33 protein-coding genes and 1 tRNA gene are annotated in these 25,774 nt (G+C 32.7%); 23 read left to right on the forward strand and 11 right to left on the reverse strand.

Annotation, left to right across the window (positions count from 1 at the left end; genetic code table 11):
- Window positions 1-588, forward strand: a 588-nt coding sequence (locus tag K5781_RS05910; RefSeq protein ID WP_297441749.1) for a transcriptional regulator, incomplete at its 5' end; no start/stop codon positions are given.
- Window positions 585-1,178 (forward strand): RlmE family RNA methyltransferase, encoded by a 594-nt coding sequence (locus tag K5781_RS05915; protein WP_297441751.1) that lies wholly within the window; start codon window positions 585-587, stop codon window positions 1,176-1,178. The genes K5781_RS05910 and K5781_RS05915, both read left to right, overlap by 4 nt.
- On the opposite strand, the gene K5781_RS05920 is transcribed toward K5781_RS05915, so the two are convergent.
- On the reverse strand, window positions 1,168-2,316 hold the full coding sequence (locus K5781_RS05920; protein ID WP_297441753.1) for a tRNA (guanine(10)-N(2))-dimethyltransferase: 1,149 nt from the start codon (window positions 2,314-2,316) through the stop codon (window positions 1,168-1,170). The two genes, K5781_RS05915 and K5781_RS05920, sit on opposite strands and share 11 nt — an antisense overlap.
- Before the next feature lie 115 nt (window positions 2,317-2,431).
- Window positions 2,432-2,863 (reverse strand): Fur family transcriptional regulator, encoded by a 432-nt coding sequence (locus K5781_RS05925; protein WP_297441755.1) that lies wholly within the window; start codon window positions 2,861-2,863, stop codon window positions 2,432-2,434.
- Window positions 2,864-3,479: 616 nt separating this feature from the next.
- Between K5781_RS05925 and K5781_RS05930 the strand changes: the two genes are divergently transcribed.
- Together K5781_RS05930 and rnhB are read left to right on the forward strand one after the other, a co-directional pair.
- Window positions 3,480-3,620, forward strand: coding sequence for a hypothetical protein (locus K5781_RS05930; RefSeq protein WP_297441757.1), 141 nt, complete (start codon window positions 3,480-3,482; stop codon window positions 3,618-3,620).
- A gap of 113 nt (window positions 3,621-3,733) precedes the next feature.
- Window positions 3,734-4,354, forward strand: a complete 621-nt coding sequence (rnhB, locus tag K5781_RS05935; RefSeq protein WP_297441759.1) for a ribonuclease HII — start codon at window positions 3,734-3,736, stop codon at window positions 4,352-4,354.
- Here rnhB and K5781_RS05940 read toward each other — a convergent pair.
- Window positions 4,351-5,025, reverse strand: coding sequence for a fibrillarin-like rRNA/tRNA 2'-O-methyltransferase (locus K5781_RS05940; protein ID WP_297441761.1), 675 nt, complete (start codon window positions 5,023-5,025; stop codon window positions 4,351-4,353). The two genes, rnhB and K5781_RS05940, sit on opposite strands and share 4 nt — an antisense overlap.
- The gene (locus tag K5781_RS05945; protein WP_297441762.1) at window positions 5,012-6,430 is read right to left on the reverse strand and encodes a ribonucleotide-diphosphate reductase subunit beta; all 1,419 of its coding nucleotides are present in this window, start codon (window positions 6,428-6,430) and stop codon (window positions 5,012-5,014) included. Before K5781_RS05945 ends, K5781_RS05940 begins: the two co-directional genes overlap by 14 nt.
- Before the next feature lie 79 nt (window positions 6,431-6,509).
- Here K5781_RS05945 and K5781_RS05950 point away from each other — a divergent pair, with 79 nt between their 5' ends.
- The 11 genes from K5781_RS05950 (at window position 6,510) to K5781_RS06000 (ending at window position 15,113) form a co-directional block, all read left to right on the forward strand.
- Window positions 6,510-7,427, forward strand: coding sequence for a dihydroorotate dehydrogenase (locus K5781_RS05950; RefSeq protein ID WP_297441765.1), 918 nt, complete (start codon window positions 6,510-6,512; stop codon window positions 7,425-7,427).
- A complete protein-coding gene (locus K5781_RS05955) occupies window positions 7,411-8,223 on the forward strand; it encodes a dihydroorotate dehydrogenase electron transfer subunit (protein WP_297441767.1) in 813 nt (270 codons plus the stop codon). Before K5781_RS05950 ends, K5781_RS05955 begins: the two co-directional genes overlap by 17 nt.
- Before the next feature lie 51 nt (window positions 8,224-8,274).
- Window positions 8,275-9,999, forward strand: coding sequence for a radical SAM protein (locus K5781_RS05960; protein WP_297441769.1), 1,725 nt, complete (start codon window positions 8,275-8,277; stop codon window positions 9,997-9,999).
- A gap of 40 nt (window positions 10,000-10,039) precedes the next feature.
- Complete coding sequence (locus tag K5781_RS05965; protein ID WP_179360494.1) at window positions 10,040-10,222, forward strand: 30S ribosomal protein S30e; 183 nt, start codon at window positions 10,040-10,042, stop codon at window positions 10,220-10,222.
- An 81-nt stretch (window positions 10,223-10,303) separates the two neighbouring features.
- Window positions 10,304-11,503: a DNA repair and recombination protein RadA gene (radA, locus tag K5781_RS05970; protein ID WP_297441772.1), complete on the forward strand. Its 1,200-nt coding sequence runs from the start codon at window positions 10,304-10,306 to the stop codon at window positions 11,501-11,503.
- 68 nt (window positions 11,504-11,571) lie between these two features.
- The gene (gene rlmN, locus K5781_RS05975) at window positions 11,572-12,642 is read left to right on the forward strand and encodes a 23S rRNA (adenine(2503)-C(2))-methyltransferase RlmN (RefSeq protein WP_297441774.1); all 1,071 of its coding nucleotides are present in this window, start codon (window positions 11,572-11,574) and stop codon (window positions 12,640-12,642) included.
- A gap of 43 nt (window positions 12,643-12,685) precedes the next feature.
- Window positions 12,686-12,985: a 50S ribosomal protein L21 gene (locus K5781_RS05980; protein ID WP_297441776.1), complete on the forward strand. Its 300-nt coding sequence runs from the start codon at window positions 12,686-12,688 to the stop codon at window positions 12,983-12,985.
- A 1-nt stretch (window position 12,986) separates the two neighbouring features.
- Window positions 12,987-13,313, forward strand: coding sequence for an RNA polymerase Rpb4 (locus K5781_RS05985; RefSeq protein ID WP_297441778.1), 327 nt, complete (start codon window positions 12,987-12,989; stop codon window positions 13,311-13,313).
- Window positions 13,314-13,334: 21 nt separating this feature from the next.
- Complete coding sequence (locus K5781_RS05990) at window positions 13,335-13,901, forward strand: DUF655 domain-containing protein (RefSeq protein ID WP_297441780.1); 567 nt, start codon at window positions 13,335-13,337, stop codon at window positions 13,899-13,901.
- Complete coding sequence (locus tag K5781_RS05995; RefSeq protein ID WP_297441782.1) at window positions 13,898-14,605, forward strand: rRNA adenine N-6-methyltransferase family protein; 708 nt, start codon at window positions 13,898-13,900, stop codon at window positions 14,603-14,605. Before K5781_RS05990 ends, K5781_RS05995 begins: the two co-directional genes overlap by 4 nt.
- Complete coding sequence (locus K5781_RS06000) at window positions 14,580-15,113, forward strand: HemK2/MTQ2 family protein methyltransferase (RefSeq protein ID WP_297441784.1); 534 nt, start codon at window positions 14,580-14,582, stop codon at window positions 15,111-15,113. Before K5781_RS05995 ends, K5781_RS06000 begins: the two co-directional genes overlap by 26 nt.
- Here K5781_RS06000 and K5781_RS06005 read toward each other — a convergent pair whose 3' ends face one another.
- Complete coding sequence (locus tag K5781_RS06005) at window positions 15,114-16,145, reverse strand: isocitrate/isopropylmalate family dehydrogenase (protein WP_366848043.1); 1,032 nt, start codon at window positions 16,143-16,145, stop codon at window positions 15,114-15,116.
- A 112-nt stretch (window positions 16,146-16,257) separates the two neighbouring features.
- On the opposite strand from K5781_RS06005, the gene K5781_RS06010 reads away from it, so the two are divergent.
- From K5781_RS06010 to K5781_RS06025, 4 genes are all read left to right on the forward strand, one after another.
- Window positions 16,258-17,004, forward strand: a complete 747-nt coding sequence (locus K5781_RS06010; RefSeq protein WP_297441788.1) for a metallophosphoesterase — start codon at window positions 16,258-16,260, stop codon at window positions 17,002-17,004.
- 33 nt (window positions 17,005-17,037) lie between these two features.
- Window positions 17,038-17,124, forward strand: a tRNA-Ser gene (locus tag K5781_RS06015).
- Window positions 17,125-17,159: 35 nt separating this feature from the next.
- Window positions 17,160-17,321: a hypothetical protein gene (locus tag K5781_RS06020; RefSeq protein WP_185736594.1), complete on the forward strand. Its 162-nt coding sequence runs from the start codon at window positions 17,160-17,162 to the stop codon at window positions 17,319-17,321.
- Window positions 17,322-17,394: 73 nt separating this feature from the next.
- Complete coding sequence (locus K5781_RS06025) at window positions 17,395-17,565, forward strand: hypothetical protein (RefSeq protein WP_008299658.1); 171 nt, start codon at window positions 17,395-17,397, stop codon at window positions 17,563-17,565.
- Here the strand turns inward: K5781_RS06025 and K5781_RS06030 are convergent.
- Both K5781_RS06030 and K5781_RS06035 read right to left on the reverse strand, forming a co-directional pair.
- Entirely contained in the window at window positions 17,562-18,380 is an 819-nt protein-coding gene (locus tag K5781_RS06030; RefSeq protein ID WP_297441795.1) for a SirB1 family protein, read from the reverse strand. The two genes, K5781_RS06025 and K5781_RS06030, sit on opposite strands and share 4 nt — an antisense overlap.
- A 3-nt stretch (window positions 18,381-18,383) precedes the next feature.
- Entirely contained in the window at window positions 18,384-19,580 is a 1,197-nt protein-coding gene (locus K5781_RS06035; protein ID WP_297441797.1) for a hypothetical protein, read from the reverse strand.
- A gap of 95 nt (window positions 19,581-19,675) precedes the next feature.
- Between K5781_RS06035 and K5781_RS06040 the strand changes: the two genes are divergently transcribed.
- On the forward strand, window positions 19,676-20,548 hold the full coding sequence (locus K5781_RS06040) for a methyltransferase domain-containing protein (RefSeq protein ID WP_297441799.1): 873 nt from the start codon (window positions 19,676-19,678) through the stop codon (window positions 20,546-20,548).
- A gap of 20 nt (window positions 20,549-20,568) precedes the next feature.
- Here the strand turns inward: K5781_RS06040 and K5781_RS06045 are convergent, their stop codons facing one another.
- The 4 genes from K5781_RS06045 to K5781_RS06060 form a co-directional block, all read right to left on the reverse strand.
- Entirely contained in the window at window positions 20,569-20,694 is a 126-nt protein-coding gene (locus tag K5781_RS06045) for a hypothetical protein (RefSeq protein ID WP_297441801.1), read from the reverse strand.
- 89 nt (window positions 20,695-20,783) lie between these two features.
- Entirely contained in the window at window positions 20,784-21,260 is a 477-nt protein-coding gene (locus tag K5781_RS06050; protein ID WP_297441803.1) for a hypothetical protein, read from the reverse strand.
- 71 nt (window positions 21,261-21,331) lie between these two features.
- Complete coding sequence (locus K5781_RS06055) at window positions 21,332-21,631, reverse strand: hypothetical protein (RefSeq protein WP_297441806.1); 300 nt, start codon at window positions 21,629-21,631, stop codon at window positions 21,332-21,334.
- Between the two features lie 4 nt (window positions 21,632-21,635).
- A complete protein-coding gene (locus K5781_RS06060; protein ID WP_297441808.1) occupies window positions 21,636-22,499 on the reverse strand; it encodes a prohibitin family protein in 864 nt (287 codons plus the stop codon).
- A gap of 102 nt (window positions 22,500-22,601) precedes the next feature.
- Here K5781_RS06060 and K5781_RS06065 point away from each other — a divergent pair, with 102 nt between their 5' ends.
- The 3 genes from K5781_RS06065 to K5781_RS06075 all read left to right on the forward strand — a co-directional run bounded on the left by K5781_RS06065 (window position 22,602) and on the right by K5781_RS06075 (window position 25,669).
- Window positions 22,602-23,018: a hypothetical protein gene (locus K5781_RS06065; protein ID WP_297441810.1), complete on the forward strand. Its 417-nt coding sequence runs from the start codon at window positions 22,602-22,604 to the stop codon at window positions 23,016-23,018.
- 113 nt (window positions 23,019-23,131) lie between these two features.
- Entirely contained in the window at window positions 23,132-23,563 is a 432-nt protein-coding gene (locus K5781_RS06070) for a hypothetical protein (protein ID WP_297441812.1), read from the forward strand.
- Between the two features lie 96 nt (window positions 23,564-23,659).
- Window positions 23,660-25,669: a DUF4377 domain-containing protein gene (locus K5781_RS06075; protein ID WP_297441814.1), complete on the forward strand. Its 2,010-nt coding sequence runs from the start codon at window positions 23,660-23,662 to the stop codon at window positions 25,667-25,669.
- The last annotated feature ends 105 nt before the right edge of the window (window positions 25,670-25,774 follow it).

The following is a 25,774-nucleotide window of genomic DNA, read 5'->3' on the forward strand; positions in this document are numbered from 1 at the left end:
ACAGCAAAGAAAGCCGAAACTAAACCTGCAAAGAAAACAGCAAAGAAAGCCGAAACTAAACCTGCAAAGAAAACAGCAAAGAAAGCCGAAAAACCTATCAAAGAAAAAAAATTAACTAAAAAGGAATTAGAAGAAGCTAAAAGAGAAGCTGAAAAAACACTTGAGGAAGAACTAGAAGAACAACTTTCTGATGAAGAAATTGAAAATTTCCAAATTGAAAAAGTTGACATGGAGAGATTAACAAACAAAGTTTGTGATATTTTAGCAGAAAAAGAATCTGATGGCATGCTTCAAGGAGAACTGTGGAAAAAACTTAAACTTACAAACCAGATTGGTTCAAGATTAGCATTAAAGCTTGAAAGAATGGGTACAATTACAAGAGAAAAACTTTTGGAGAACAATCGTTGGACTTACAAATTAATTTTAAAGAAAACTCCTATCAGTACACAATCAATAGAAAATGCACCATGTTTAGTGTGTCCGGTTGAACAAAAATGTTCACTTGAAGGTGAGATTAGCCCTACAAATTGCCAATTCATTGAAGATTGGGTAATTGCCGAATTGAAAAAACCTGTGAAATCTAAATGAAACTCATAGAAGCGCGAAAAGATCATTATCGCAGATTAGCTCATGAACAGGGGTTTCGAAGTAGAGCTGCATTCAAACTAAAGGAATTAAATCAATCATATCGTATTATAGGACCTGGATTTTATGTATTAGACCTTGGATGTGCTCCAGGTGGATGGACTCAAATGGCTGTAAAATTAGCGGGAAATCAAGGAAAAGTTATGGGAATTGATTTGTCTTATGTTGAAGAAATTCCTGGTGCTCATATAATTCGAGAAAATATTGAAGATGAGCATGTTGTAGATGAAGTAATGTCTTATTTTGGACGTAAAGTAAATGCGGTAGTTTGTGATCTTTCTCCACAAGTTAGTGGAAATTGGTCTGTTGATCATGCAAAACAAATTTCTCTAAATTATGATTGTACTAAAATCATGGACAAAGTTTTAGCACATAAAGGAAATGCTGTATTCAAAGTCTTTGATGGAGAATTTTCTATGGAGTTTAAAGATTACATAAAGAAAAAATTTGCAAGAATTAATCTTACTAAACCAAAAGCTAGTAGAAAACAAAGTAGTGAATTATACTATGTTTGTTTAGGCTTTATTGGATAGTTTTAAAAATTTCTATAATTTCATTTATGTTTGCATTAGTTCTAAATCCAGTTGGGCAAAACACTGTGGTACTAGCTAAAAAATTATTCTCTTGTAAATTTGAAATTGCTTTTTCTAATTTTGGTGGTGATGATTTCATTATTGATGCAATTTCATCTAATGTATAGTATGCTCCTGGCATTTCTGACTCATCTAAACATTTGTTAAGTATTTTTTCACAACTTTTATCCGTTTCTAAATTTCTATTTTCTTCTAACATTTTTTGAACAAAATCTTTGTCGAAAAGTTTACCTATCCATAATGGTCCTGCTATGCTGATTTTTGATCTACATAGTTTACATTCTTGTTCTTGTTCTAATCTAATTTCTCTATGCCCACAATTTTTACAATGTAGAATATATCCTAAATTCTCTTGCTGATCTGGCCTATTTCGAACTGTGACATATGTTCGGTAATAATGCATTTCACTTTCTACAAATATTGGAATAATCTCTACTCCTAATCTTGCTGCTACTGTTCTTAGGGAACCTAGAATTAATCTAATGGCAATTTCATTCCCGTATTCTGTTCTGACTGGAACTCCTCCATATTTTCTCTTACATGCAGATTGAAAGAGGCCATTTAGGACCTGAAGATCGGTTGCTGCAGTTGAAAGAATTCCACCATGCATGGTAGCTCTTATACCACAGTCAAAAAAAGCTGCAGGCGAACCAAAAGGATCAATATCTACTATTGACCCACGTTTCCCTTTTTTTGAATAATTGCTAAAAAATCTACATACTTCTTTTTCAGAAAATTCTATATTTTTTATTTCATTTAGATTTGCTGAATATTCTGCCATTTTTAGCGCAGATGGGTTTAGATCATTGATTACAACTCTTTCAACATCTAGTTCATTTGCAACACGTAAACCTCTTGCTCCAATCCCTGAAAGTCCTTCTAAAAAAATTTTTGGACCTTGAAATTGTTTCAGAAATGTTGCATATACAATAATCGAAAAATCTCTATTCATTTTTGCTTTGGGGTTGAAAAATGCCGGTCTCATTGGAGGGACTTTATCCGTAATTGATTTTTTTGGGACCAACAGTTTTGTTTTTCCTTCAATTATCTCTTGAAAAGTTTCATCTGGAAATTTCAATTATGTTTCAATTTTTCTAAACGTAATATGGTTTAATACTTGTGGTTCATTAATAACGAAACATAATGTTTATTCTATGATTATATTTTGCTATTCTAATTTTAAATTAGAGTTTCTAAAAGGAATTTATCTTTGATTTACAACTGTTACAATAACCATGTAATTCAAAATTACTTTTTAAAATTAGAAATTTTGATTTTTTACTAGCTTTGATTTTAATATCTTTCAGAGTTTCTTCATCTACATCGTCAATTTTACCACATATCACGCATACCATATTGATATGTTCATTTGTATGTGCATCAAATCTAGCCTCTCCATCTACTTCTATTTCATTAACTAGTTTCTTTTCTTTGAGTAAGTCAAGTGTTTTGTATACTGTAGATAGACTAACCATTGGGTATTTTTTTCTTACAATCTTGTGTATTAGATCTGCACTTGGATGATCTTCTGTTTTTAATAGGTAGTCTACTATTGCCATTCTCTGAGGTGTTATTCTGCATCCATCATCTCTCAATGATTCAACGATCTGTTCTAACTGTTGCATATTACAATTAGCATATTCTTCTATTTAATATCTATTTTCTTTAATAGGAATAATTCCTAATTAATAATAACACTTAATTAGGAATAGTTCCTATTAATAATATGCAAATACAAACGTTTCAGGATAATCAGTTAGAATCAAACAAAAAAACCGTAAACAATGCAATTAGAATTTGTATTGAGTGTGGTAATATAGCCATTAAAATACAAAATCATGGCATATTTTGCAAAGATTGTGGTTCATTCTTTGATGTGGAGCAAAACCATGATGAATGAACATTCTTGCAGAAGTGTTTGTGGATATTATGATGCTGACGCTGAATTTAGAAATTCAACAAATAGCATATTTAGAAAATATTGTGCACTTTGCGACTTGGAATTAGTTTCTAGATATTCAAATTGTCCTTGCTGTCACAAATCCTTTGAGGTCAGATCCTAATGGTGTATATCTGTAAAGGAGTATGTGAGAGTCTTAAAGGAGAAAAAATTCCAAATGGGTCCAAGTACGGATATGGACAAAAGAGATGTACTCTGTGTAGTATTTTTATGACTGTTTCTGGTTTTCGCTGCCCTTGTTGCAGTGCTCTTTTACGAACAAAATCAAGGGGTAAAAAATAATGTCAAAAAGAATTACTATTACATTGGATGATGAAATTTTAAAAAAATTATGTGCAAAACAAGCAACTGCAATAAAAAAATCCTCAAAATCTGTTAGTTTTTCTAAAGTAGTCAATGACACCCTACGAAAATCCCTTTGACTGTTTCAAAAGTATGCGGAATAACATATTCAGTTCATTCCCTCTATAAAGAAACTTTGTGTATGTTTTACAGTGTTAAATTAGTTTAATACTTGTACTTTAAGATACAATTCGTGCAAATTTGTGGAATAGATGATGCAGGACGTGGTCCTATGTTGGGTCCCTTGGTGATAGCTGGAATATCATTAGATAAAAAAAATATAAAAGAACTAAATGCTCTGGGTGTAAAAGATTCAAAAAAACTTACCCCAAAATTACGAGAAGTGCTTTACAAAAAAATTATCAACACTGTTGATGATTATTATATCACAAAAATTTCTCCCAAATCCATTGATGCTAGTGTAAAGAAACACTGTCTAAATGACTTAGAAGCTAAATACATGGCAAAAGTAGTTTCAAAATTAAATCCTGATATTTCATATGTTGATTCATGCGATGTTAATCCTACTAGATTTGGAAAAGAAATTTCTAAATTATCTGATAATCATAAGATAAAATCATATCATCGTGCAGATAGTAGATTTGTTGTAGTTTCTGCAGCATCAATTCTGGCAAAAGTCACTAGAGATAGAGCAATTATGAGATTAAAAAAAGAACATAATTTGGGCAGTGGATATCCATCTGACTCTGTAACTGTGAAATTTGTTACAAAATATTATAAAACAAATCAAGAGATGCCCAAATTTGTGCGTAAAAGCTGGAAACCTGTACAGAAAATTATTGAAAATAATTAATTTTTAAACTTTGAAATTACCATTGCATGATCCTTATCATAAGGATGTAAATCAATAGTTTGTAAAACATCAAACATTGGTTTTAGTTTCTCAATTTCTTCTTCAACTATTCTTTTTGGCGCTTTTGTCACATCAATACTTCTAGTTTTGATAACTAAAAAGAAATAACCTCCTTTTTTTAGAAACATTTCGCAATTATCAATAGCAATTTGTGTTTGATCAGGTTGTGCAATATCTACATACACAACATCCACTTTTCCAAACACTGAAAAATACTCTTTAGGTTTTCTTGCATCTTGTAGAATAGGAATAATATTTTTTCTATATGCCGCAACTCTGTCTAAGAAATCTCTTGCAACTCTACTTGCATGTTCTACTGCAAAAACCATTCCGTTAGGTCCTACAATATCTGATATGTGACTAACTGTGGTTCCAGTTGACGCCCCTAAATATAGAACTTGACTTTTGTTTTCAAAAGGAAAATAATCAAGATCATTCATTATTGCTGCAGCTAATTTACTCCTAAAGGGATCCCATAACCTGTATTCAATATTTTTTTTAATGATTAATTTTTCTTTGTAAACTTGATTGCCGGGGATCAAATTTTCCGTAGCTAATTTATTTTGTCCCTCTGATTTAATCCAAAAAAATGATTTATTATCTTCTTCCAAACTTCTTTCTCTTTTTATTTGAATTTTGATTTTCTCTTCTTGGATTATCTCTATAGCTTCCTTCTCTTCTATCTCCGCCATCTCTTCTTGGATTATCTCTATAGCTTCCTTCTCTTCTATCTCCTCTCCTTCTATCTCCGCCATCTCTTCTTGGATTATCTCTATAGCTTCCTTCTCTTCTATCTCCTCTCCTTCTATCTCCGCCATCTCTTCTTGGATTATCTCTATATCCTCCTCTCCTTCTATCTCGATCTTCTCTGAAAGTTTGAGGTGGTCTGGAGTCTTTTTCAGTAGGATTTTCATATTTCTTACTTATTTCATCTACTCTGACATTGAGTTTTTCAAGTAAAGTATTGTTTAGTCCTTCTCCGTAAACATCCACTCTAGCAGCAATTACTGCTTTTGCAGCTACTGCACGAGCAATTTTCCCTCTTTGCCATCTTGGAGCAGAATGAACCATTGCATGTTGGAATAATAATCCGTGTTTTGGAGGTTGAGAACCTGTTTTCAATGATCTGAATAATGCTTTTTCAGCTCCTAACACTTGTATTGTACTTGCAGGAAGGGATGCGAGTCTTTTGATGCTTCCTGCTCTTCCTAGAATTCTTGCACCTACTGCAGTTCCAAGAATTGCTGAAAGATTTGGTGCAATATCTTGCATCTCTGTTTCAACATGTTCTTCAAGTTTTTTACGTAACTCATGAAAATCTAAAACTTGTTTTGCAATTGATTGAACAATTGATAAATTAACATCTGAAATATCTCCTCCTCTACTTTTTGATGCAATTAAAGATAACATTTCTACTTTAGATTCAGGAAAACCTGCATCTTCAAAAACTTGTTTAGTTAGTGATTCTCTTTTACCTGCCATTACGATTTGTGCATATCCGTTAATACTATCAATAATGTTGTCTAATTCTGGAAAATGTAATCCGTACCACTCTCTAAGTCTAGAACTCAATCCATTTGCTATTTTATCAATTTCATCTAGTGAATTTATTGCTTGAATGATATGTAGATCTGGACTTTGTGATACCTCTGTAACTTTTGATGAAGATAACCCTAAAGCAAATTCTCTTAATTTCCCAAGAGTATCTTGTAAGTTAGAAGCAAAACCTGAATCTACAATGATTTGAGGTTTATTTGCCTGAATTGTATCTAATTCTGATGCTTCCATTAAATGACAATCAATAGAATATTTTTTTAAAATTGCAAGCAAAGAATCGTCACTTACAGAAAATCCTCTTTGGGTTGATGCTAGATAATTTACAAGCTCATTTAATTTTGATTCTTTGTTTTTAACTAAAAGATACTCTTTAACTGCATTTGAGAAAGGAAATGCTCTATCTAGTTTTCCATCATTGAAGACTGAGATTCCCAATTCTGTTAAAATCACAGAATACATGACTAGTTGATTCTAAACCACCTTTAAAAAAGGTACCAGAATCTAGAATCAACTGTTATATTCAAACCTAAGATAATTAATGAATGTGGAACCCAGTATTGCAACTTCCATCGGTCCAATTCAATTAGACAAACCTGTAATGTTAGCATCTGGAATTTTAGGCATATCTCTTGATGTTTTTAATCGACTTTACGCATCTGGCGCTGGTGCTGTTGTAACTAAATCTCTTAGCACAGCCCCTTGGGAAGGATATCCAAATCCTACTATCTTTAGTGTGAAAGGAGGTGGATGGATTAATGCTGTTGGTCTTTCTAATCCCGGAGCTGCATATTTTGCAAAAATGATAGAGCCAAACCAAGACGTTCCAATTATTGTCAGTTTAGTAGGTTCAATACCTTCAGATTTTGAATCTATGATCAAAGAATTTGAAAAATGTAAAGTTAAAGCATATGAACTAAATTTATCTTGCCCGCATGTTGCCAAAGTTGGTTTAGAAGTTGGGGATGATCCTGGATTAGTAAAAGAAATTGTATCTACAGTTAAAAAATCTACTAATGTTCCTGTAATTGCCAAAGTTGGTTTGGGTACCAGTAATTATCTAAATACCGTAAGTACCGCAATAGATTCAGGAATTGATGCTATTACTGCAATTAACACTGTACGTGCAATGGCAATTGATGTTGAAACGAAACGACCCATACTTAGCAACAAATTTGGAGGTTTATCTGGAACTCCTATCAAACCAATTGCGTTAAGATGCGTGTATGAAATCTCTTCCCAATATGATATTCCAATAATTGGTTGTGGTGGTATTTCTTCTTGGGAAGATGCTGTAGAATTTTTCTTGGCAGGAGCTTCTGCTGTTCAACTTGGAAGTGCAATTGGTGATAATTGGGTTGGAGTTTTTGATGACATTAACAAAGGAATACTGGATTACATGAAAAGAAAAAATTATTCTACAATCAAGGAGATGGTGGGTCTTGCAAAGAAATCTTAATCACCCAACAATTGTAACAATTGAAAAAGTTATTGAAGAAACTCCTACAGTTAGAACTCTGGTTTTTTCTGATGATATTATGCCTAATGTTCTTCCAGGACAATTTGCCATGGTTTGGATACCTGGAGTAAATGAATTACCGATGAGTATAATGATATCCAAAGAATCTGGTAAAGCTGCATTCACTGTTAGAAAACATGGGCCTTCATCTACTGGATTGTTTAACGTACCTGTGGGTGGACAAATTGGAATTAGAGGTCCTTATGGAAATTCATTTGATGTAAAAGAAGGCAAAATATTGTTAGTTGGTGGTGGAACTGGACTTGTTCCTATGATGCGATTACTAACTTTTCTAAAACCTACTGATGATGTTACTGTGTTAATGGGTGCAAAATCAAAAGATGAAGTTTTCTTTGAGGAATTAGCAAACGATCTTTTGAAAAATAATCCACATCGAGTGATAGTTTCTACTGATGATGGTAGTTATGGTGAGAAAGGATTTGTCACTGATATGGTAGAAAAATTAGTTAATGAAACCCAATTTGACGCTGTGTATGTTTGTGGTCCTGAAATCATGATGTATAAAACCGTGCAATCCGCTCATTCTAGAAATATTTTTGTTCAAGCCAGTCTTGAGAGGATGATGAAATGTGGGGTTGGTATCTGTGGTAGTTGCTGTGTAGGTGAGGATCTTGCATGCAGAGATGGAACTGTCTTTGACGGGGAACATTTGTCAACAAATAAGGAATTTGGTCATTTACATCGTAATAAGGCTGGAATTTTAGAAAATTACTAGGTTTGACTAGCAAGGTTTAAAATAAATCAGAAAATTATTTCCGTGAAGGGTATGGGTCATCCAAAGATAGTCTTAACGGCTGATAGAACATTAATGTCACCGTATAGGGGATTATCACTTGCAACGTTTTTTGGATGTGCTCCAGCACTTGACCCTCATAGAGATAAAAACAGTTTTTGGTACAAGATTCTTAAAAATCAGGTCACTCCAAAAGTTCTATTTGATTTCATTTGTAATTGGTCTCCTGATATTGATGGTGTTGCAAAATATGCTCCTTATGGACTAAGAAAATTAGAAGCTGGTTTACTTCGAGATGGTTTTAGTAGACAAGATGTAGTTGTTGCTCATCCAAATCATATTGAAAAATTTATTGGACCTGAAACTCAGGTCATTGGAACTTATGAGATGGATCCTCTTGGTATGGGTCCAGTTACTATGACATTTACTTATGGTCGAAAACAAACATCTTATGATGAATTTTACAATGCAGAACTACATCGTAGAATAAAAGCTGCAAAAGCAAGAACTGGAAGTAAAGCAAAAGTGATTTCTGGAGCATCTGGTACTTGGCAATATAATTACGATCCTGAAAAGATTGAAGAATTTGGAATTTATGCAATTTTAGAAGGAGAACTTGGTGGCATTGCTCCTGAAATTGATGGACATGCAGGTCGCTTCTTTAATTATTTGATTAATGGAGATTTTGAAAATATGGATCCTTTCCGCAAAAGAAGTGACTTTAAAGTTAACATTAAAGAATTTGAAAGAAACGGCAAAAAACTTCATGGAAGATTTGTTAATTTTTGGGATAGACCAGAACTAGAAGAGATTCCTGATATTGTTGAACCAAGTATGCATGGAATGGTTGAAGTAATGAGAGGATGTGGTAGAGGTTGTAAATTCTGTGATGTCACATTAAGATCTTTAAGATATTATTCTCCAGAAAAAGTCAAAAAAGAAATTGAAGTTAACATTAAGAAAGGTGGTTCTAAATCTGCATGGATTCACAGTGATGATATTTTCGTTTATGGGATGGATCCTCGAACTGCAAAAGGAATGGAACCAAACAGAGAAGCATTAGAAGAACTATTTACTGCAATCATGTCTACTGGAGTTGAACATACCAATCCAACTCACGGTACATTGGCAGGTGCCATTGCTGATGAAAAATTAATTCCTAATTTATCCAAAATTATGAAAGCTAGTCCTGATAATATGATTGGTATTCAAGCAGGATTTGAAACTGGAAGTCTTAGGCTAATCGGTAAATATGCAGATAGAAAACTTGCACCATATGACCCATCTGAATGGCATTGGGTTGTAAAAGAAGGTGTCAAGACTTTGAATCAGGATTATTGGATTCCTGCATTTACATTAATTATGGGACTTGATAACGATGAGACTCCTGAAGATTCTTGGGAAACTATACAACTACTTAGTGAGTTAGAACGTGAGCAACCTGATTCTATGTTTACTGCTACTGCATTGACATTTGTTCCAATTGGCTTACTTGAAAAATCTGACTTTTTCCACATTGGAAATGAAATGACTCCTGCACAACTTGGTGTTCTTTACAAAACATGGCAACACAATTTCAAATATGGTATTCAAAAATTCATGACTAAAACTGGTTCAAAAGGCCCACAAAGATACTTCTTTAATGCAATCGCAAGATCTCTTGGAGGTGTTCCTCTTGGTGCAATGGAAAAATATGCCCGCAGGAAGAGTAAGGAACACGAAAAAGTTATTGAGACTGTTAAAGCCAAATATTGGTAGTTATCCAAATACATAAATTCACTAATTCTTATTTTATAACATGGCAACACACGGTTCACTTACCAAAGCTGGTAAAGTAAGAGGACAAACACCAAAGGTTGAAGGTAGAAAAATTGTAGGCACTAGTTCTAGTGTTGGAAACAAAAGTAACTTCAAGAAAAGATTTGTTTTAGGCAGATTTCCTGGTCAAAATAAACCTGGACAAAGAAGAAAGAGACGATAGTCCATTTTCTAAAATTTTATCATCTTACGATCATTTTCTAAAACAATAACCTTATAAAGTACTGGTACCGTACTATACGGTATGGTAGAAGATTTAAGATTAGATAGTTTAGAGGGCGTAGGTCCTGTAACTACAAGAAAATTATCCGATGCAGGTGTCCACAACGTCATGGATCTCATCGTTAGAGGTCCTGTTGAAATTGCAGAAATTACTGGAATGGAAAAGGATACTGCTGAAAAAATTGTCAATAAAGCCAGACAACATCTAGTTGAAGGTGGATTAATAGCTAAAGATTTTGTTAGTGCAAGTGAGATTTACAAATACAGACAAAGCATTGGCAAAATTACAACTGGTACAAACTGTCTTGATACTTTGTTTGATGGTGGTTTAGAAACACAAGCATTAACAGAAGTATATGGAGAGTTTGGTTGTGGTAAAACACAATTTGCACATACCATGTCAGTAATGGTTCAAAAAAGTAAAGAAGAAGGTGGTCTTGAAGGCTCTGTTTTGTATATTGATACTGAAAATACTTTCAGACCTGAAAGAATTGTAGCAATTGCACAAGCTCATGAGATGGATCCTGAGAAAGTTTTGGATAACATAATAGTAGCACGTGCATACAACAGTGCACATCAAGTACTAATTTTAGAAGAAGCTGGTCCTGTAATTGAAGAAAACAATGTTAAACTAATTGTGGCAGATTCTGCAGTTGGATTGTTTCGTGCTGAATATCTAGGTAGAGGAACATTGTCTGTTAGACAACAAAAATTAAATCACTTTGTACATTTGTTGTCAAGAATTGCAGAAACATACAATTGTGCTGCAATTGCAACCAATCAAGTTATGGCATCTCCTGATGTTTTCTTTGGAGATCCAACTCGACCAATTGGTGGAAATGTGGTTGCACATACCAGCACTTACAGAATCTACTTTAAGAAATCAGGTAAGAAACGAATCGCTAGAATGGTAGATAGTCCTCATCACCCTGAAGAGGAAGTGATCTTTGCTCTTGGTGAAGCAGGTATTATGGATCCTGAAGAAGCTGAGAAAAAGACAAAAAAGACTACTAAAAAAGCAGCAGCCAAAAAAACTACTAAAAAAACCAAAGAGGCTGAGGTAGAGGCTACAGTAGAAACACCTGAGGTAGAGGCTACAGTAGAAACATCTGAGGTAGAGGCTACAGTAGAAACACCTGAGGTAGAGGCTACAGTAGAAACACCTGAGGTAGAGGCTACAGTAGAAACAGAATCTGATGATTTGGATCCTGTAGAAGAGTAACCACTCTTTTTCCCACTTTTTCTATTTTACTTAAATTATAAAATATCCTTTTTGTTAATCCCTATATCATGACAGATCTGTATAGGTTACTTCCAGAAGAAATGGAAGAACTTGTAATTGGTATGGGTTATCCCAGATATCGAGCAGATCAAATCTTACTTCCACTATATTACAAATTCCCAAAAGATCTTAATGATATTCCTCAACTCCCAAAAAAACTTAGAGAAGAATTAACTGAAGCAGGTTATACAATTGGTTCAGCAAAAGAAACTCATAGAGTTGTAAGTGATGATGGAGATACAACAAAACTATTACTTAATTTATCAAATAATAATTCTGTAGAAACTGTTCTAATGCAATATGATCCAAAAAAGATTGGAGGCCACCCAAGATCTACAATATGTGTTTCTACTCAAATTGGATGTGCAATGGGTTGTGTATTTTGTGCAACAGGACAAATGGGATTTGAAACAAATCTAAAAGCAGAACATATAATATCACAAGTAATTCATTTTGCAAAACTCCTTGAACAAAGAGGAGAACATGTTACCAATTTGGTTTTCATGGGGATGGGAGAACCAATGGCTAATTATGATGAAATGATTCGAGCTGTTAAAATTCTAACACATGATAGAGGATTTGGTTTAGGTCAAAGACACATCACAATTTCTACAATTGGAATAAAATCTGGAATTGAAAAACTTGCAGACGAAAATCTTCAGATTGGTTTAGCCATTTCACTTCATGCTCCAAATAACACATTACGAAAAAAATTAGTACCTACTGCCACACCAAATTCAGTAGAAGAAATTATTGAATTAGGGAGAAATTATTTCAAAAAAACTGGTCGTCGTGTAACATTTGAATATGCTCTTATGGCGGGAATCAATGATTCTCCTGAAATTGCAACAGAATTGGCTACCTTGTTGAAAGGCAATGGTTCTCATGTGAATTTAATTCCGATAAACCCAACAGCTGGTGATTTCCAACGTCCATCCGAGACAAATGTGCTTGAATTTGAACGAATTTTATCTAGAGCAGGAATCAACTGTACAATCAGAATTGAAAAAGGTACTGAAATTTCAGCAGCATGTGGTCAACTTAGAACCGATCTAATTAGCCAAAAATCTCCAAAATGATGTTCTAAGTCTTAAAATAGGGCTTTCGAAGGTTTTACACTAAATGGCAACTAAGAAATCCCATGGTCGTTCACATGGATTTAAGCATAAATCTAGATCCGTAATGAAGAAAAAGGCACCGCGAGGAGTCTCATTCCTATTGCGTGAATACCAAGAAGGTCAACAAGCACTTGTCATTATTGATCCAAGACAGCATAAAGGATTACCACATAGAAGATACCATGGAAAAGTTGGTGTTATTACAAATGTTGGTAGACGAGCAATCACACTAGATGTAAAATTAGGTGAGAAATCGAAAACCTTAATCACTAGATTGGATCACATTAAACCATTCGGTGTATAATATGGAAGAAGTAAAAAAGAAACAAGCTATTTCTCTTTCAGAGGTAAAAGAAATTTTAGGTAAAGTTGATGTTGAAGAAATGGATCAAATTCAACGTTGGACCTATGATTATGTTTCAAAATTTGTATCAACAGAACCTAAAGATGCAAAAGAAATGAAAAAACAATTAATCAAAGAATGTGAGTTAACAGAAGATGAAGCTGTTGAGATAGTTAACATTAGACCTACAAGTTTAGCTGAATTACGCTCCTTCACTTTCGGTTGGAAAAAATTAATTCTCGCAGAAACATTGGAAAAAATGCTCAAAATAATTAAGGAGCATTCGTAAGTTCTTTAGGAGCATTCTATTTTGTATAGGGCACAACCCCCACCTAGAAAGTATGAAGAGTATGCGTATGTTTTAGATTTTAATCCTCGAGGAAAATCCTCTACAGTTAGAGGAAGAGATGGAATAATAATTACTGCCATTGGAGAAGATAGATTAACTATTTTAGAAATTCTTGGAATTCCAAACTCTACATTTGAGATTGGAGAAAAAATTTACATTGGTAAAGAAGGACGAACCAAAGTTTTGTCTGTTTTAGGAAAAATGGATTATGATCGAATTTCTTCATCTGCTCAAAGTGAACTTGATAATGTTGTAGAAAAAATTGTCACAGACAATGAAGAAAAATTTGTTACATATCTAAACAATGCACAACCACTGACTCCTAGGATTCATGCACTTGAATTAATTCCTGGAATTGGAAAAACATACATGAAAACTATGCTTGAAGAAAGAGAAAAACAAAAGTTTGAAAGCTATCAAGATTTACAAGAACGTGTTGGGTTTAAGGAACCAATAAAACATATTTCAGAACGTATAATGGATGAAATAACTGGCGAAAGCCGTATGAATCTCTTTGTTAAGAGATGATAAAACGAAAACGATTAGGACAACACTTTCTAAAATCTGATTCTATAGCTAAATTCATAGTATCTGAGGCCAATATTTCAAAAAATGATGTTGTTTTTGAAGTTGGAATTGGACAGGGAATTTTAACTCCCTTACTGTGTAAAAATGCTAAAAAAGTAATTTCTGTAGATTTAGATGAATCTTTAGTAAAAAATGCAAAATCCAAGTATTCTGAAATTGAGAATCTTGTTTTGAAGTCTGGTGATGGTTTTAAGAAAAAAGACATTTTCACCATTTTTGTATCTAATCTTCCTTATTCTAGGAGTAGGGATGCAATTGAATGGTTAGCGAGAACTTCTTTTTCTCATGGTGTAATAATGGTTCAAAAAGAATTTGCAGAGAAACTTCTTACTACGTCATCAAAGACTAGAAAAGCTATAAGCATTATTGCAACACATGGGTTTGAAATTACTTTTTTATCTAAAGTTGGAAAAAATAATTTTTCCCCTCCTCCAAAAGTAGATTCTGTACTTCTTAAAATAGTCAAAAAAAATAATATGACTAAAGATCTTGTTCAAACAATAAATAAAATTTTTTCATATAGACGAAAAACTGTAAAAAATATTTTAAAACAATTCAATAAAGAAACTCTAATAGATAAACGAGTAGATGATCTTTCTGGAGACGAAATAATAAATCTTGCAAACAAAATACTTGAAAAATGATGAATATCCTCCATCTGAGGATACATTTTTTATTGCTGAAAATATTGAAAATGAAAAAGGTCGCTTTGCTTTAGATGTTGGGAGTGGTTCAGGATATTTGACAAATTTACTTTCTGAGAATTTCTTTTATGTTGTAGGAACTGATGTTAATTTTGATGTGCTAAAAAATCAAACTTACAAAACTGAAAATATAGTTTGTTGCAATGGTTCGGATGCATTAAAAATTAAATTTGATTTTATTGTATGTAATTTACCATATCTTGCAACTGACGAAATTATAGATATTGCAACAGATGGAGGTGCAGAAGGATTTGAAATTCCTAAAAAAATATTTGATTCTGTAATTTGTAATTTAACTGAGGATGGAAAATTTATTTTTATCACTTCGTCTTTGTCTAACTATCAAAAATTGATAGAATATGCTCAAAAATTAGGTTTGAAAGCAAGAATTTTGGCAAAAAAGAAACTATTTTTTGAAGAGTTAATTCTAGTCGAAACTACTAGGTGATTATTTTCTTAATTTTTCTTTAGCATATGTGATAATTGCATCTGTCATTTGTGTAGTTGACGCATTTCCACCAATATCCCATGTCACTGCTTTTCCCTCATTGATTACTTGTTCTGTTGCAGCAAATATTGCATCTCTGACATCTCTTTCACCCATATAGTCTGCCATCCAAGCTCCTGACAAGACAGTTGCAGTTGGATTTACTTTATTTTGCCCTGCAAATTGTGGAGCACTTCCATGTGCAGCTTCAAACATTGCATAATTATCACCTATGTTTGCAGAATAAATTAATCCAATTGATCCTACAAGAGCTGATGCTAATTCTGAAATAATATCCATAAACAAATTTGTACTAACTAATACTGAATTATTAAATTGCTCAGTTGCAATAACCATCTGTTGTGCCATGTTGTCGATGTAAATTTCAGATAGCTCAATTCCGGTTCCTTCTACTGCCTTTTGCGCTTCATCCCAAAATATTCCATCTGTTTGCTTTAGGATATTTCTTTTTGTAACTGCAACCATTTTTTTCATATTAAATTTATTTGCCCAATCTACTGATGAATCCAGCAATCTTCTACTGCCTTGTCTTGTAATCTTTCTAATTGCAATTGCTGCATCATCTGTAATTTTTGCTTCAACTCCTGTATAGAGACCTTCAGTAGCTTCTCTAAAACACACACAGTCTAATTTTCTATCCGGTGTTAATCTATCATATGTTTTGGTTGGTCTAATATTTGCATAAAGATCAAATTTTTGTCTTAATGTAACTGCCACACTTCTGGGTGCTCCTGGAACTGGGATTGTAGTAGTTGGACCTTTAAAACAACAATCTGATTCCTCTAATGTTTTCATAGTTGCATCAGGAATGTATGATGCATCTTTTCTACCATTTTTGTCCCATTGTTCTGAACCTGCTTCACAAAGAACTAATTCTGATTGAAAATTGCATTCCTTAAGGACTTTGAGCATTGAATCCACAACTTCAGGTCCAATACCGTCTCCTTTCATCACAGCAGCTTTTTTACTCAAAACTGCATGAATTTGAGACATTTATTATTTAATTCTACCTTGAATCTAAGAAATCTTTTTACATATTTTCTATAGTGATGATTTAATACCTAATTTGTTAACTAGTTACTAAATGCAGATAGTTCAAATCTCTGATCTACATGTAGGGTCTCAATTCTTACAAGATAAGTTTGATACATTAGTTGATGAAGTAAATCAATTAAATCCTGATGTAATCATCATCACTGGCGATTTGACAAATGAGGGACTGATGAAAGAATATGAGAAATGTAAATCTCTTTTAACAAAATTCAAAACAAAAAAAATTATTACAATTAGTGGAAATCATGATTATAGAAATACAGGCTATCTATTATTCAAAAAATTTTTTCCATTTGAAACTGTAAATGAATTGGGAGATGATGTTGTTTTGGTAACTGTTGGAACCGCTAGGCCTGATAGAAATGAAGGTGAAGTAGGATACAGACAAAATTTATGGTTAGAAAGAACTATGAAGAAATACAAAGATAAAGTCAAGATTGTTGCTATGCACCATCATTTGATTGCAATTCCTGATACTGGTTCTGATCAGCTAACTGTTGTTGACGCTGGTGATGTTCTAAGAACTATTTTAGATTCAAAAGTTGATGTTGTGTTATGTGGTCATAAGCACAGACCTTGGGCTTGGAATTTCAGATCTCTTACTGTTGTAAATGCAGGTACTGCTACATCTGAAAGAGTTAGAGGCTTTTTTGAGAATACTTACAATATACTTACCATTGTTGATAAAAAAGTTCAGGTTGATCTCAAGATTGTTGGTGGAAAAAGACTTCCAATTGATGATATTGTGAATAATTATAGCCAATTTCGCGACGAATGAATTTATTTACAGATTAATTCTAGGGCTCATTATGCGGGGATCGCCTAGCCTGGTAGGGCGTAGGATTGCTAATCCTATGTCCGCAAGGACACGGGGGTTCAAATCCCCCTCCCCGCGCCATTAAAACTTAATAGACCGATTCGAGAAGTTTTTTCATGGGACGAAGAAAAACACAAAAAATCATTCGTACTGGTCCAAAAAATGCTACTACTGGAATGTGTCCTATTTGTAAAACAATTGGTAAAATTTTCATTCTTGGCTCTCCAGGTGAAGAGAGAGCAAAATGTGAAAAATGTCGTCAAGAATTTGAGTTATAGTTCAAAAAGCTAGCCTGTCCGTCAAAATATTTACCCATAACTTTTTAAGACAATTTTTTCCAGAAAGATAATCATGAGTTCAGAAGCTGAAACTATCTATGAGCGAGTTGCAAAACTTGAAGATGAAATTGCATTGCTCAGAAGTGAAGTAGATATTCTAAAACGAGCATTGAGAAATAAAATTGCCCGTCATGAAATATCAATGATCAAGAAAGGAACTGACGTAGATTCTATCATTGATTAATTTTTTGTCTTTATACTTCTAATCAATTCTAAAATAAAATCTACATCTTCTGCATTTGGATTGATCTCCAAATATTTATTCAGATATTTTAAAGCTCTTTCAGAATTTTGTAATCTTTCTTCTAAAATTCCTTTATCTCTAATATCTTCTGGGGATTCTGGTTCAATTGCTAATACCATATTGACACAACGTAATGCTTTTTCATAAACAAAAGATTGGACATAAGAGTTTTTTAAATTTCTTGTAAGACGAACTAAAATCTGTTCTGTTTTCACTTCATCAAGAAATTCTGGTTGAAATTCCAATTGACCTCCATAATTTGCATCCAAAATATCTTGTAAATCATCTACATCAAGTAATCGTCCATCATAAAATGGATCTAATATCATTTCTTCATTGTATTTTACTAAGATATGACTGGGAAAACCTACAATCTTGAGATCTAAACCAATAAACTTTGCAATTTCTACATAAAGAATAGAAATTGTAATTGGAAGTCCTGTTTTTTTGTCAATTACTTCATTTAGAAAATTATTTTTTGGATTATAGTAATCATCGTCATCTCCACTAAAACCTAGATTTTCAAAAAGATGCTCATTTAACATTGAAATTAAATATGTTGGATTTTTAACATCGCTGATTGATTCTTTTAGAGATTTACCAATTCGATTTATCTTTTTTACATATTCATCCACATCAAGATCTGGATATTCTAAAATTTGAGCAAATTTTAGACATTTTTCAACTAAGTTGAAACCTGGATTATTTACAAATGAAACCCATTCTGCAACTAATGGATCAAATTTTTCTTCCAATTGTTACAAACTCAGTTTTTTAAGATATAGTTGAGGATCTTTAAGTTCTCTAGTGTTTGGAGGAATTTCTATCATTTTTTTGAATGTATCTTTGCCTAGTTTTTCATACACGATTTCTGTAAAATCTTTACCCATGTTTTTTCTAACTTGATATGATGAAAAATCTGTTCCCATAAACGTCGAAAGATAATTCTGAAAATCTTTATCCTCTTTTAAGATGCTCTCAATTGCAAAAGCAGCCATGCCTTCCATAGCAGTAAACGCGGCATGATGTTGTTGAATTGGAACAAGCCATTTTTTGTAAATGTCTAATAATTCTGGTATTAATTCTCCAATTTTTGGATCTATTTCAACATGTGTAAATGTCATTACATCTGGTCCAATTTGTTCAATTAAGAAATGATCTGGATTCAAAAAGAAAAACAGGTTTGCTTTTTTTGCAAATGGAAAATCATCTGGAACTGCTTGTAATTGACAATATTCTGATAATTTATTCACCACTTCTGTATCTAATGATAAGATAATTTTTGCTAACTCTTCATTAATTTTATTGACTTCTGTTGCAGCATTTTTGTTTACTTGTTGTAGGTTTTCTTGAGTAGAATGAATTAACTCTTCTAATACTGTCATTTTAACTGCTCCCAGATACCCTGAATTAACATTTTCAAATCGTAATTCGTATGGTTCCCCCTGTTTATGGAGAATTATTTGTGGATACCTAGATAAAATAAATTTGTTTAAATAAATTACAGAATCAAGATAATCTCCATACGTTGTTGTGATTTTAGAAATGTACTGTATTGCATATGTTGAATATACTAAATATTTTGCAGTGTCTTGTTGCATAAGCTCTGCAATTTTTTTAAGATCTTCTTTTGCTACTGCATTAAATAATTCTGAAACAAATTCTTTTGATTCATTATCTGCAAATACTTTATTTCCCTTAATTCTTTTTAATTCTGCTAACTCTGGAAATTTTAATACTATGTTGTCTGGAACTTTAACGCCTAAAAATCCTTCAACTTTGTCTTTAAAATTAGGAAATACTGAATTAGCAATTTCATCTAATTCTTTGAATTGAACTTTATTTGAAATGTCCTCTTTGGCTTTAACTGCTAATTCAATAATCTCTTTTTCCTCGTTTAATTCCACTGCTAATTGACCAAATAATGCCTCTGCAAACTCTTGAAATTCTCCCATTTTGCATAAAATCTGAAAATACTCCATTTAAGATTATCTTGATTTTTTTATCAAACAAATAATTAATTCAAAAATTATGATACTATTATCTGAAAATGTTTGAATCTAGTCTTGAATTTTTGAGATGTGTTAGATGTTGTTCAAAATTAGAATTAAATGTACTTAAGAGTGATAAAGAAATTCTAGAGGGAATTTTAGAATGCAAAAAATGCAATTCTAAATTCCCAATTGTTGAGAAAATTCCAATTCTTTGGGATAATTTTTCCAATTATTTATCTTCACGTAGAAAATTAGGTGGCCAGATTTATCAGTTAATTGAAAATCATACATTAAAACAATTTTGTAAAACATCTCTATCACAAATTCATCAATTTGAAGATGATAGAACTCAACTTGAAGAACGATGGTCAAAAATTTATCAAACTAGCAAATCCTCAATATTTTATTCACAAATTAAAAAAAATATTGATTTGACAAAAAAATCTAATTTAGTTTTAGAATATGGTTGTTCAATCGGTATAATGACTTCTTCTTTAGCTGAATCAAATAGAATTGTTTTTGGAATTGATAGATCATTTGCTGCATTAAGAGTGGCAAAAAAATTCTGTAAAAACAATCTTGATTATGTTGTAGCTGATTTTCTTTCACCTGTATTTGGAAAATTACAATTTGATCTAGTTTTGGCATTAAATGTATTAGAACTAGTTGAACCTCTGAAATTATTGACTCATATTTCAAAACAAATTTCTACTGGTCGATTCATAATTAGTGATCCTTATGATTTTGAACGAGGAATGAATTCTGTAAAAAACCCATTAGATGAAAAATCATTAAGAATGAATTTGAAGAAATTAGGCTTTAAAATCACCTCAAACACAAAGTCTCCTTCTCACATTACTTGGAATTTGAAATTAAATTCGCGTGCTACACTAAATTATGATGTTGATTTGATTATTGGTGAAAAATAGAACTATTCTATATTAGAAAATCACATATCTATTCTGGTATTTTTTGATTGTTCTTTTAATTTATGAAACCATGACTTTGTTTTTTGATTGATTTCGGACATTAATTCATCCATCTCTTTATGATATAATTCGTTTGAATCTGTCATCCCATTCCCCCCAAAATATTAAATCAAAAAATTTTTGTTCTGAAATTATTTAGAAATTTGTCATATTCTATTTGCACAAACAACTCAAACTAAATCAAATCTTTCCAAATTCCTTGAAAATCATCACTAGGTACAACTGACACAATTTTGATTTTCCCTAAAGGCCACAGATCTTGCCTCTTATCGTAATATGTGAATTCTCCTTCTTTGTCTGGATATATCGTAATGGTATCTTGTTGGCCTGGTTCTAATAGTTCTGTTTGAACATTGAATCCGTCAATGTAAAGTCTATGTAATGTTGTTCCATTATTGATCACAGTTAGAATATATGCAAATGATGTTCGAGAAAATAATGTGGGATTTATATCTCCTTTAATCCCTTTAACTCCTCTAACTTCTGTAATACCATTAATGTCTTCAAAAACTATTGTTTGTTCTACTGTTTCGGCCCAAAATATGTCTACATGTCTTACATTTCCCTGTCCTACAAACCCTATGATTGCAGCTAATCCAATCATGCCTGCAATCATTGCTCCAATAATCAAGATCTTATCATTTGATTTCAATTCTATATGTTAACTTGTATTTTCTAGTTTAAGAAACTAGTTAAAATTTTGTATTTCTGATAAAGTGAAAATTATTTTTCTTTATTTTTATTATCTCGAATTGCATCATACATTGCAAGAAACTGTTCAGGTTCGTTAAGTCTATAGTTCTTTTCAAGATTTTGAATTTCTTGGTGCGATAAAGATTCTCCTTTATTATTATAGTATTCTTTAATTATTTCTGAGGGTGTTTTTTTGATGTTGTATTTTTGAAGAGTTTGATTAATGGATTTTTTTGCCATCAGATCTCTTAATACAAATTTATGAATAAGATAAGATGATAGTCCAATTATTGCAACTATGAGTATGGGTATTATGATTATTGAAGCCATCTATCTATGGGTTTGTCGGAATTTGTATAAATGGTGTTCCGCCCTCTCCTACAACTAGAGGCAATTTACCGTCCCATGCTTGTGTTTTTAGCCAATCTAGATAATTTGGATTTTCGGCAAGTGCTTTGTTGATGATTGCAATTGCTTCGGCCTCACCTTTTGCTTCGGCAATGTTGGCATTTGCTACCCCTATGGCGTTGGCCTCTCTCTGTCTTGCCTCTACTTCAATTCTTCTCAAGTCATTTTCCGCTTTGAGTGCATTTTGTTCCGCCTCTACTTTAGATTCGATTGCTTGAGCAAATAATGGTGAGAACTCAAAATCTGTAATTGAAATAACTTCTGTTACCACATTAAATTGATTTAATCTATCACGAATAGATGATTCTATATCATCTTTAACTAAAGGTCTTTTTGTAATTAGTTCTTCAGCATTATATCTTGCAGTTACTTGTTTTACCGTCTCTTCAATTGCTGGCTGAATCACTCTGTCCTCATAATCTAATCCTAGATTCTTGTATAGTCTGTGCACTGATTCTTTATCTGGGTGATAGTTTACAGTAACAGTAGTTTCTACTGTTTGCAAATCTCTTGATGCACTTCTAGCATCGTTTGCATACTTTAGTGTACGAACTTCAATATTGACTACTTCGTCTTGGAATGGGACAACAAAATGCAGACCCTCGTCAAGTGGTGGCTGTGTCAAATCAACTGCATTCCAATGAAGCAAAACTCCTCTGTGACCAGAATCTACTATCTTAACCGATGCTGTTGCCACTACGCCTATTATAATTAAAATGATGATTGCTGCTACCACTCCTTTGGCAGCACTCATGTTGACATTGACTTTAGGTGATTGATACTTTGACAAGTGTTTACCGTATGTATTTACTACTATTATACCATATTACGGATCTATCAATATCAATTTGATCTCTTAACAAATTTATGAGATCTATGCATCTGTAAACCCATGGCAGATCCCAACTTTTCTTGGATTTATATCATAATTTTCTTGGCAATTCCTTTAGCAAGAATCATTCCTCGCATTTTAGCAAAAAGAGGAATAGGAAAAAAATTCTCTCAACCTAATATACAAAACGAATCCTCTGATTTTGCTGATAATAAATTCGATATGTCAGAAAAAACCAAAATCGAGCATTCTAAACCTCAATCAAAAAATGATCTTGTTTTAGGTGCATTGCACAGAGGTTCAAAAACATTTGAAAACATTCAAAAAAATACTGGACTAGATAATCAAGAACTTGATTCTATCTTGGAACATTTGGAGAATGATGGATTGCTTAAGGTTGTTCACAAACAGGGATTATTTGGTCCTAAAACCGAACTTTATCCTACTGATAAAGGGTTTAAGGAATATTACTCTTAACCTTCTCTAAATTTTCAAAAATAAGCCCCTACACGAAAGAGTATTTTGTTGAGGATCTAATTTAATTCTGGACATGGAAATGGCTTAAATTTCATAATGTTCTTTATACATTAATGACAGATAATGATAAACTATCAAATGAAAAAGATGCATCCATCTGTGATGTTTTAAAATCTGATACTTCAGAAATAATCAAAAAATTAGAATCTCAGACTCCTTTGATATTTCAGAATTATTCTAATCTATATTCACAATATCTTCACATGTGGGATGATCTTTTTGGAACTTGCTACATATCAGAAAAAGAATTCTTTGACAAACTCAATATTGATCCTATTGTGCTAAAACAAATTAAGAAAAACTCTGAATCAATAAAGAAAAGTTCTCTAGAAATTATAGATATGAATTCAAAGTTTTGGGATGAATATTTCAAAATGAGAATTTCAGCAGTTAAATCATATGATTCTTTCTTGCATTCTATGATGGAATCTTATGCCAAAATGATTTCACAGTTTAATCAACCATCTAATAAAAACAAAAAATAGGATCACTTTTTCTCTTGTTCAAAAACCAAACATTGCCTTTTTTGGTAAAAATCATTTTTCATCAAACTCTTTAAAGTATAATTAATTATGAAATACATGAAATCAATTTGGGCAATAATTCCTTTGATATTATTAGGGATTGTAGGAATACAGGAATCTCTTTCTGAAGAGATGAACTCAGAACCAAACTCTTTTGTTACTCAATCTGAATTAAAAGAAATGGTTGAGGCATGGATGTCGAATCCAGATAAAGATGACACTGATCAACGTCTAGAAATTATGAAAGCATATTATGCGTTTGAAGAAACAGGAAATGTTCTATCATATGATCGAGACGGATTAGTTTTGATGAATCAGATCAGAAAGATGGTTAGTCTAGATCTCCCAAAAGTTGAGCTAGACCAATTGAGACATCAAGTACGTGTAGAATTGGGATTAGAAATGCCATCAGAAGAAAAGATTTTGTATGTTGATTCAAAACTAGTTGATTGTGTAGGTGTTGGCAAGCAAAAATGCATGCAAATTCGTGAAAATGAAAATTCTGATTGGCAAAATTTTTACAATTCAATAGAAGGATTTACGTATTCTGAAGGAAAATCTTACAAGATTTCTGTAAAGGTTTCTGATGTTGAAAATCCTCCTGCAGATGCATCAAGTAAAAAATATGAGCTAATGGATATTCTTGAAACAAGATCTTATTCCAAACATATTCCATACCAAGGTAATTGTGCACCTGGGTTTGTTTCTCTCGGGAAAATTTGTGTACTAAATGATAGATGTGGTCCTGGCGCATATCCTGGTAAAGTTTGTGTAATGGATGGAGAAAAACAACCCTATCTTAGACCTTCACAACAAAGCAATGCAGGAATTCCTGCAAAAGATGTGATTTGTGCTGAAGATAGAAAACTGATGTTCAAATCAGATGCAACTCCAGTTTGTGTAAAACCAAAATCTATAGATAAATTAGAACAGAGAGGGTGGTATTCCGAAATTCCTGTTATTGCATGTACTTTAGAATATGCTCCAGTTTGTGGTGTTAATGAAAAAACTTATGGGAATATGTGTGCATTAAATGCAGATCATGTTGCAATGAAAAATAAAGGCGAATGCAAAGTATCTGAAAACCTCACACCATGTACATCTGATTGGAGACCTGTTTGTGGAGTTGATGGTATTACTTATGGTAACATGTGTATGCTTGACAGTGCTGGCATCCAATTAGATTATTCTGGAGAATGTTCTGATACCATAAAAGAAACAATGGGAATATTTGAAAAAACCTATGAATATACTACTAAACCACCTACCATTGATTCTGATAAAGGATACTTTGTAACAGAAATTGCTGATGGTGTCTATTGGTTGATTGGCAGCGGTTACCAAACGATGTTTCTAACTACTGGAGAAGGTGTTGTTGCCTTTGATGCACCAAAACCAATTGGAGAAAAATATTTGGCTGCAATCAGTGAAGTAACTTCAGAACCTATCACTCATATGATTTACTCTCACCATCATCAGGATCATACCGGAGCAGCAGGTGTTATATTTCCTGAAAATATAACATACATTGCACACAAAGATGCTGCAGACTTGTTAGTATCTGACAATGATCCTAATCGTCCTATTCCAAACATGGTTCTTGAAGGTGATTTCAACTCTTTAGAGATTGGCAATAAAACTATTGAGTTGTATGACATTGGGAATTTTCATTCTAAAGGAAATTTGTTGATACTCTTACCACAACATGACGTCGCAATGTTAGTTGATTTGATACGCCCTGCAGAATCTCCTTACCGAGCGTTTGGAGTGACCCCTGACATTGATTTGTACCTGAAATCTCATGATGATTTACAAGAATTTGACTTTCAAGTTCTGATTTCTGGTCATACTGGACTATTAGCAACAAAAGAGCATATTGAGACAAATAAAATATTCACCTTATCTGTCATGGAAAATGCAAAGAACGCCTTAGATTCATTGAATTCAGATCCTATTGAGACCTGTACAACTAATTCAATCAATCAATGGGAAGGAAAATTGGGAAATTTGGATGCGTTTATGACTGATCATTGTACTGTCATGATTGAATATTTGCAACAAAAATAATCAAAAAATTTAGAGCCTCAAACACTTGCATAAAGAACAATTTATGAGTTAAAAATAGAATATCTTTGTTGTGGGAAAGATATTTCTCATTGACTTTTCTAATAT

The sequence above is a fragment of the Nitrosopumilus sp. genome (assembly GCF_025699255.1).
GTDB lineage: Archaea > Thermoproteota > Nitrososphaeria > Nitrososphaerales > Nitrosopumilaceae > Nitrosopumilus.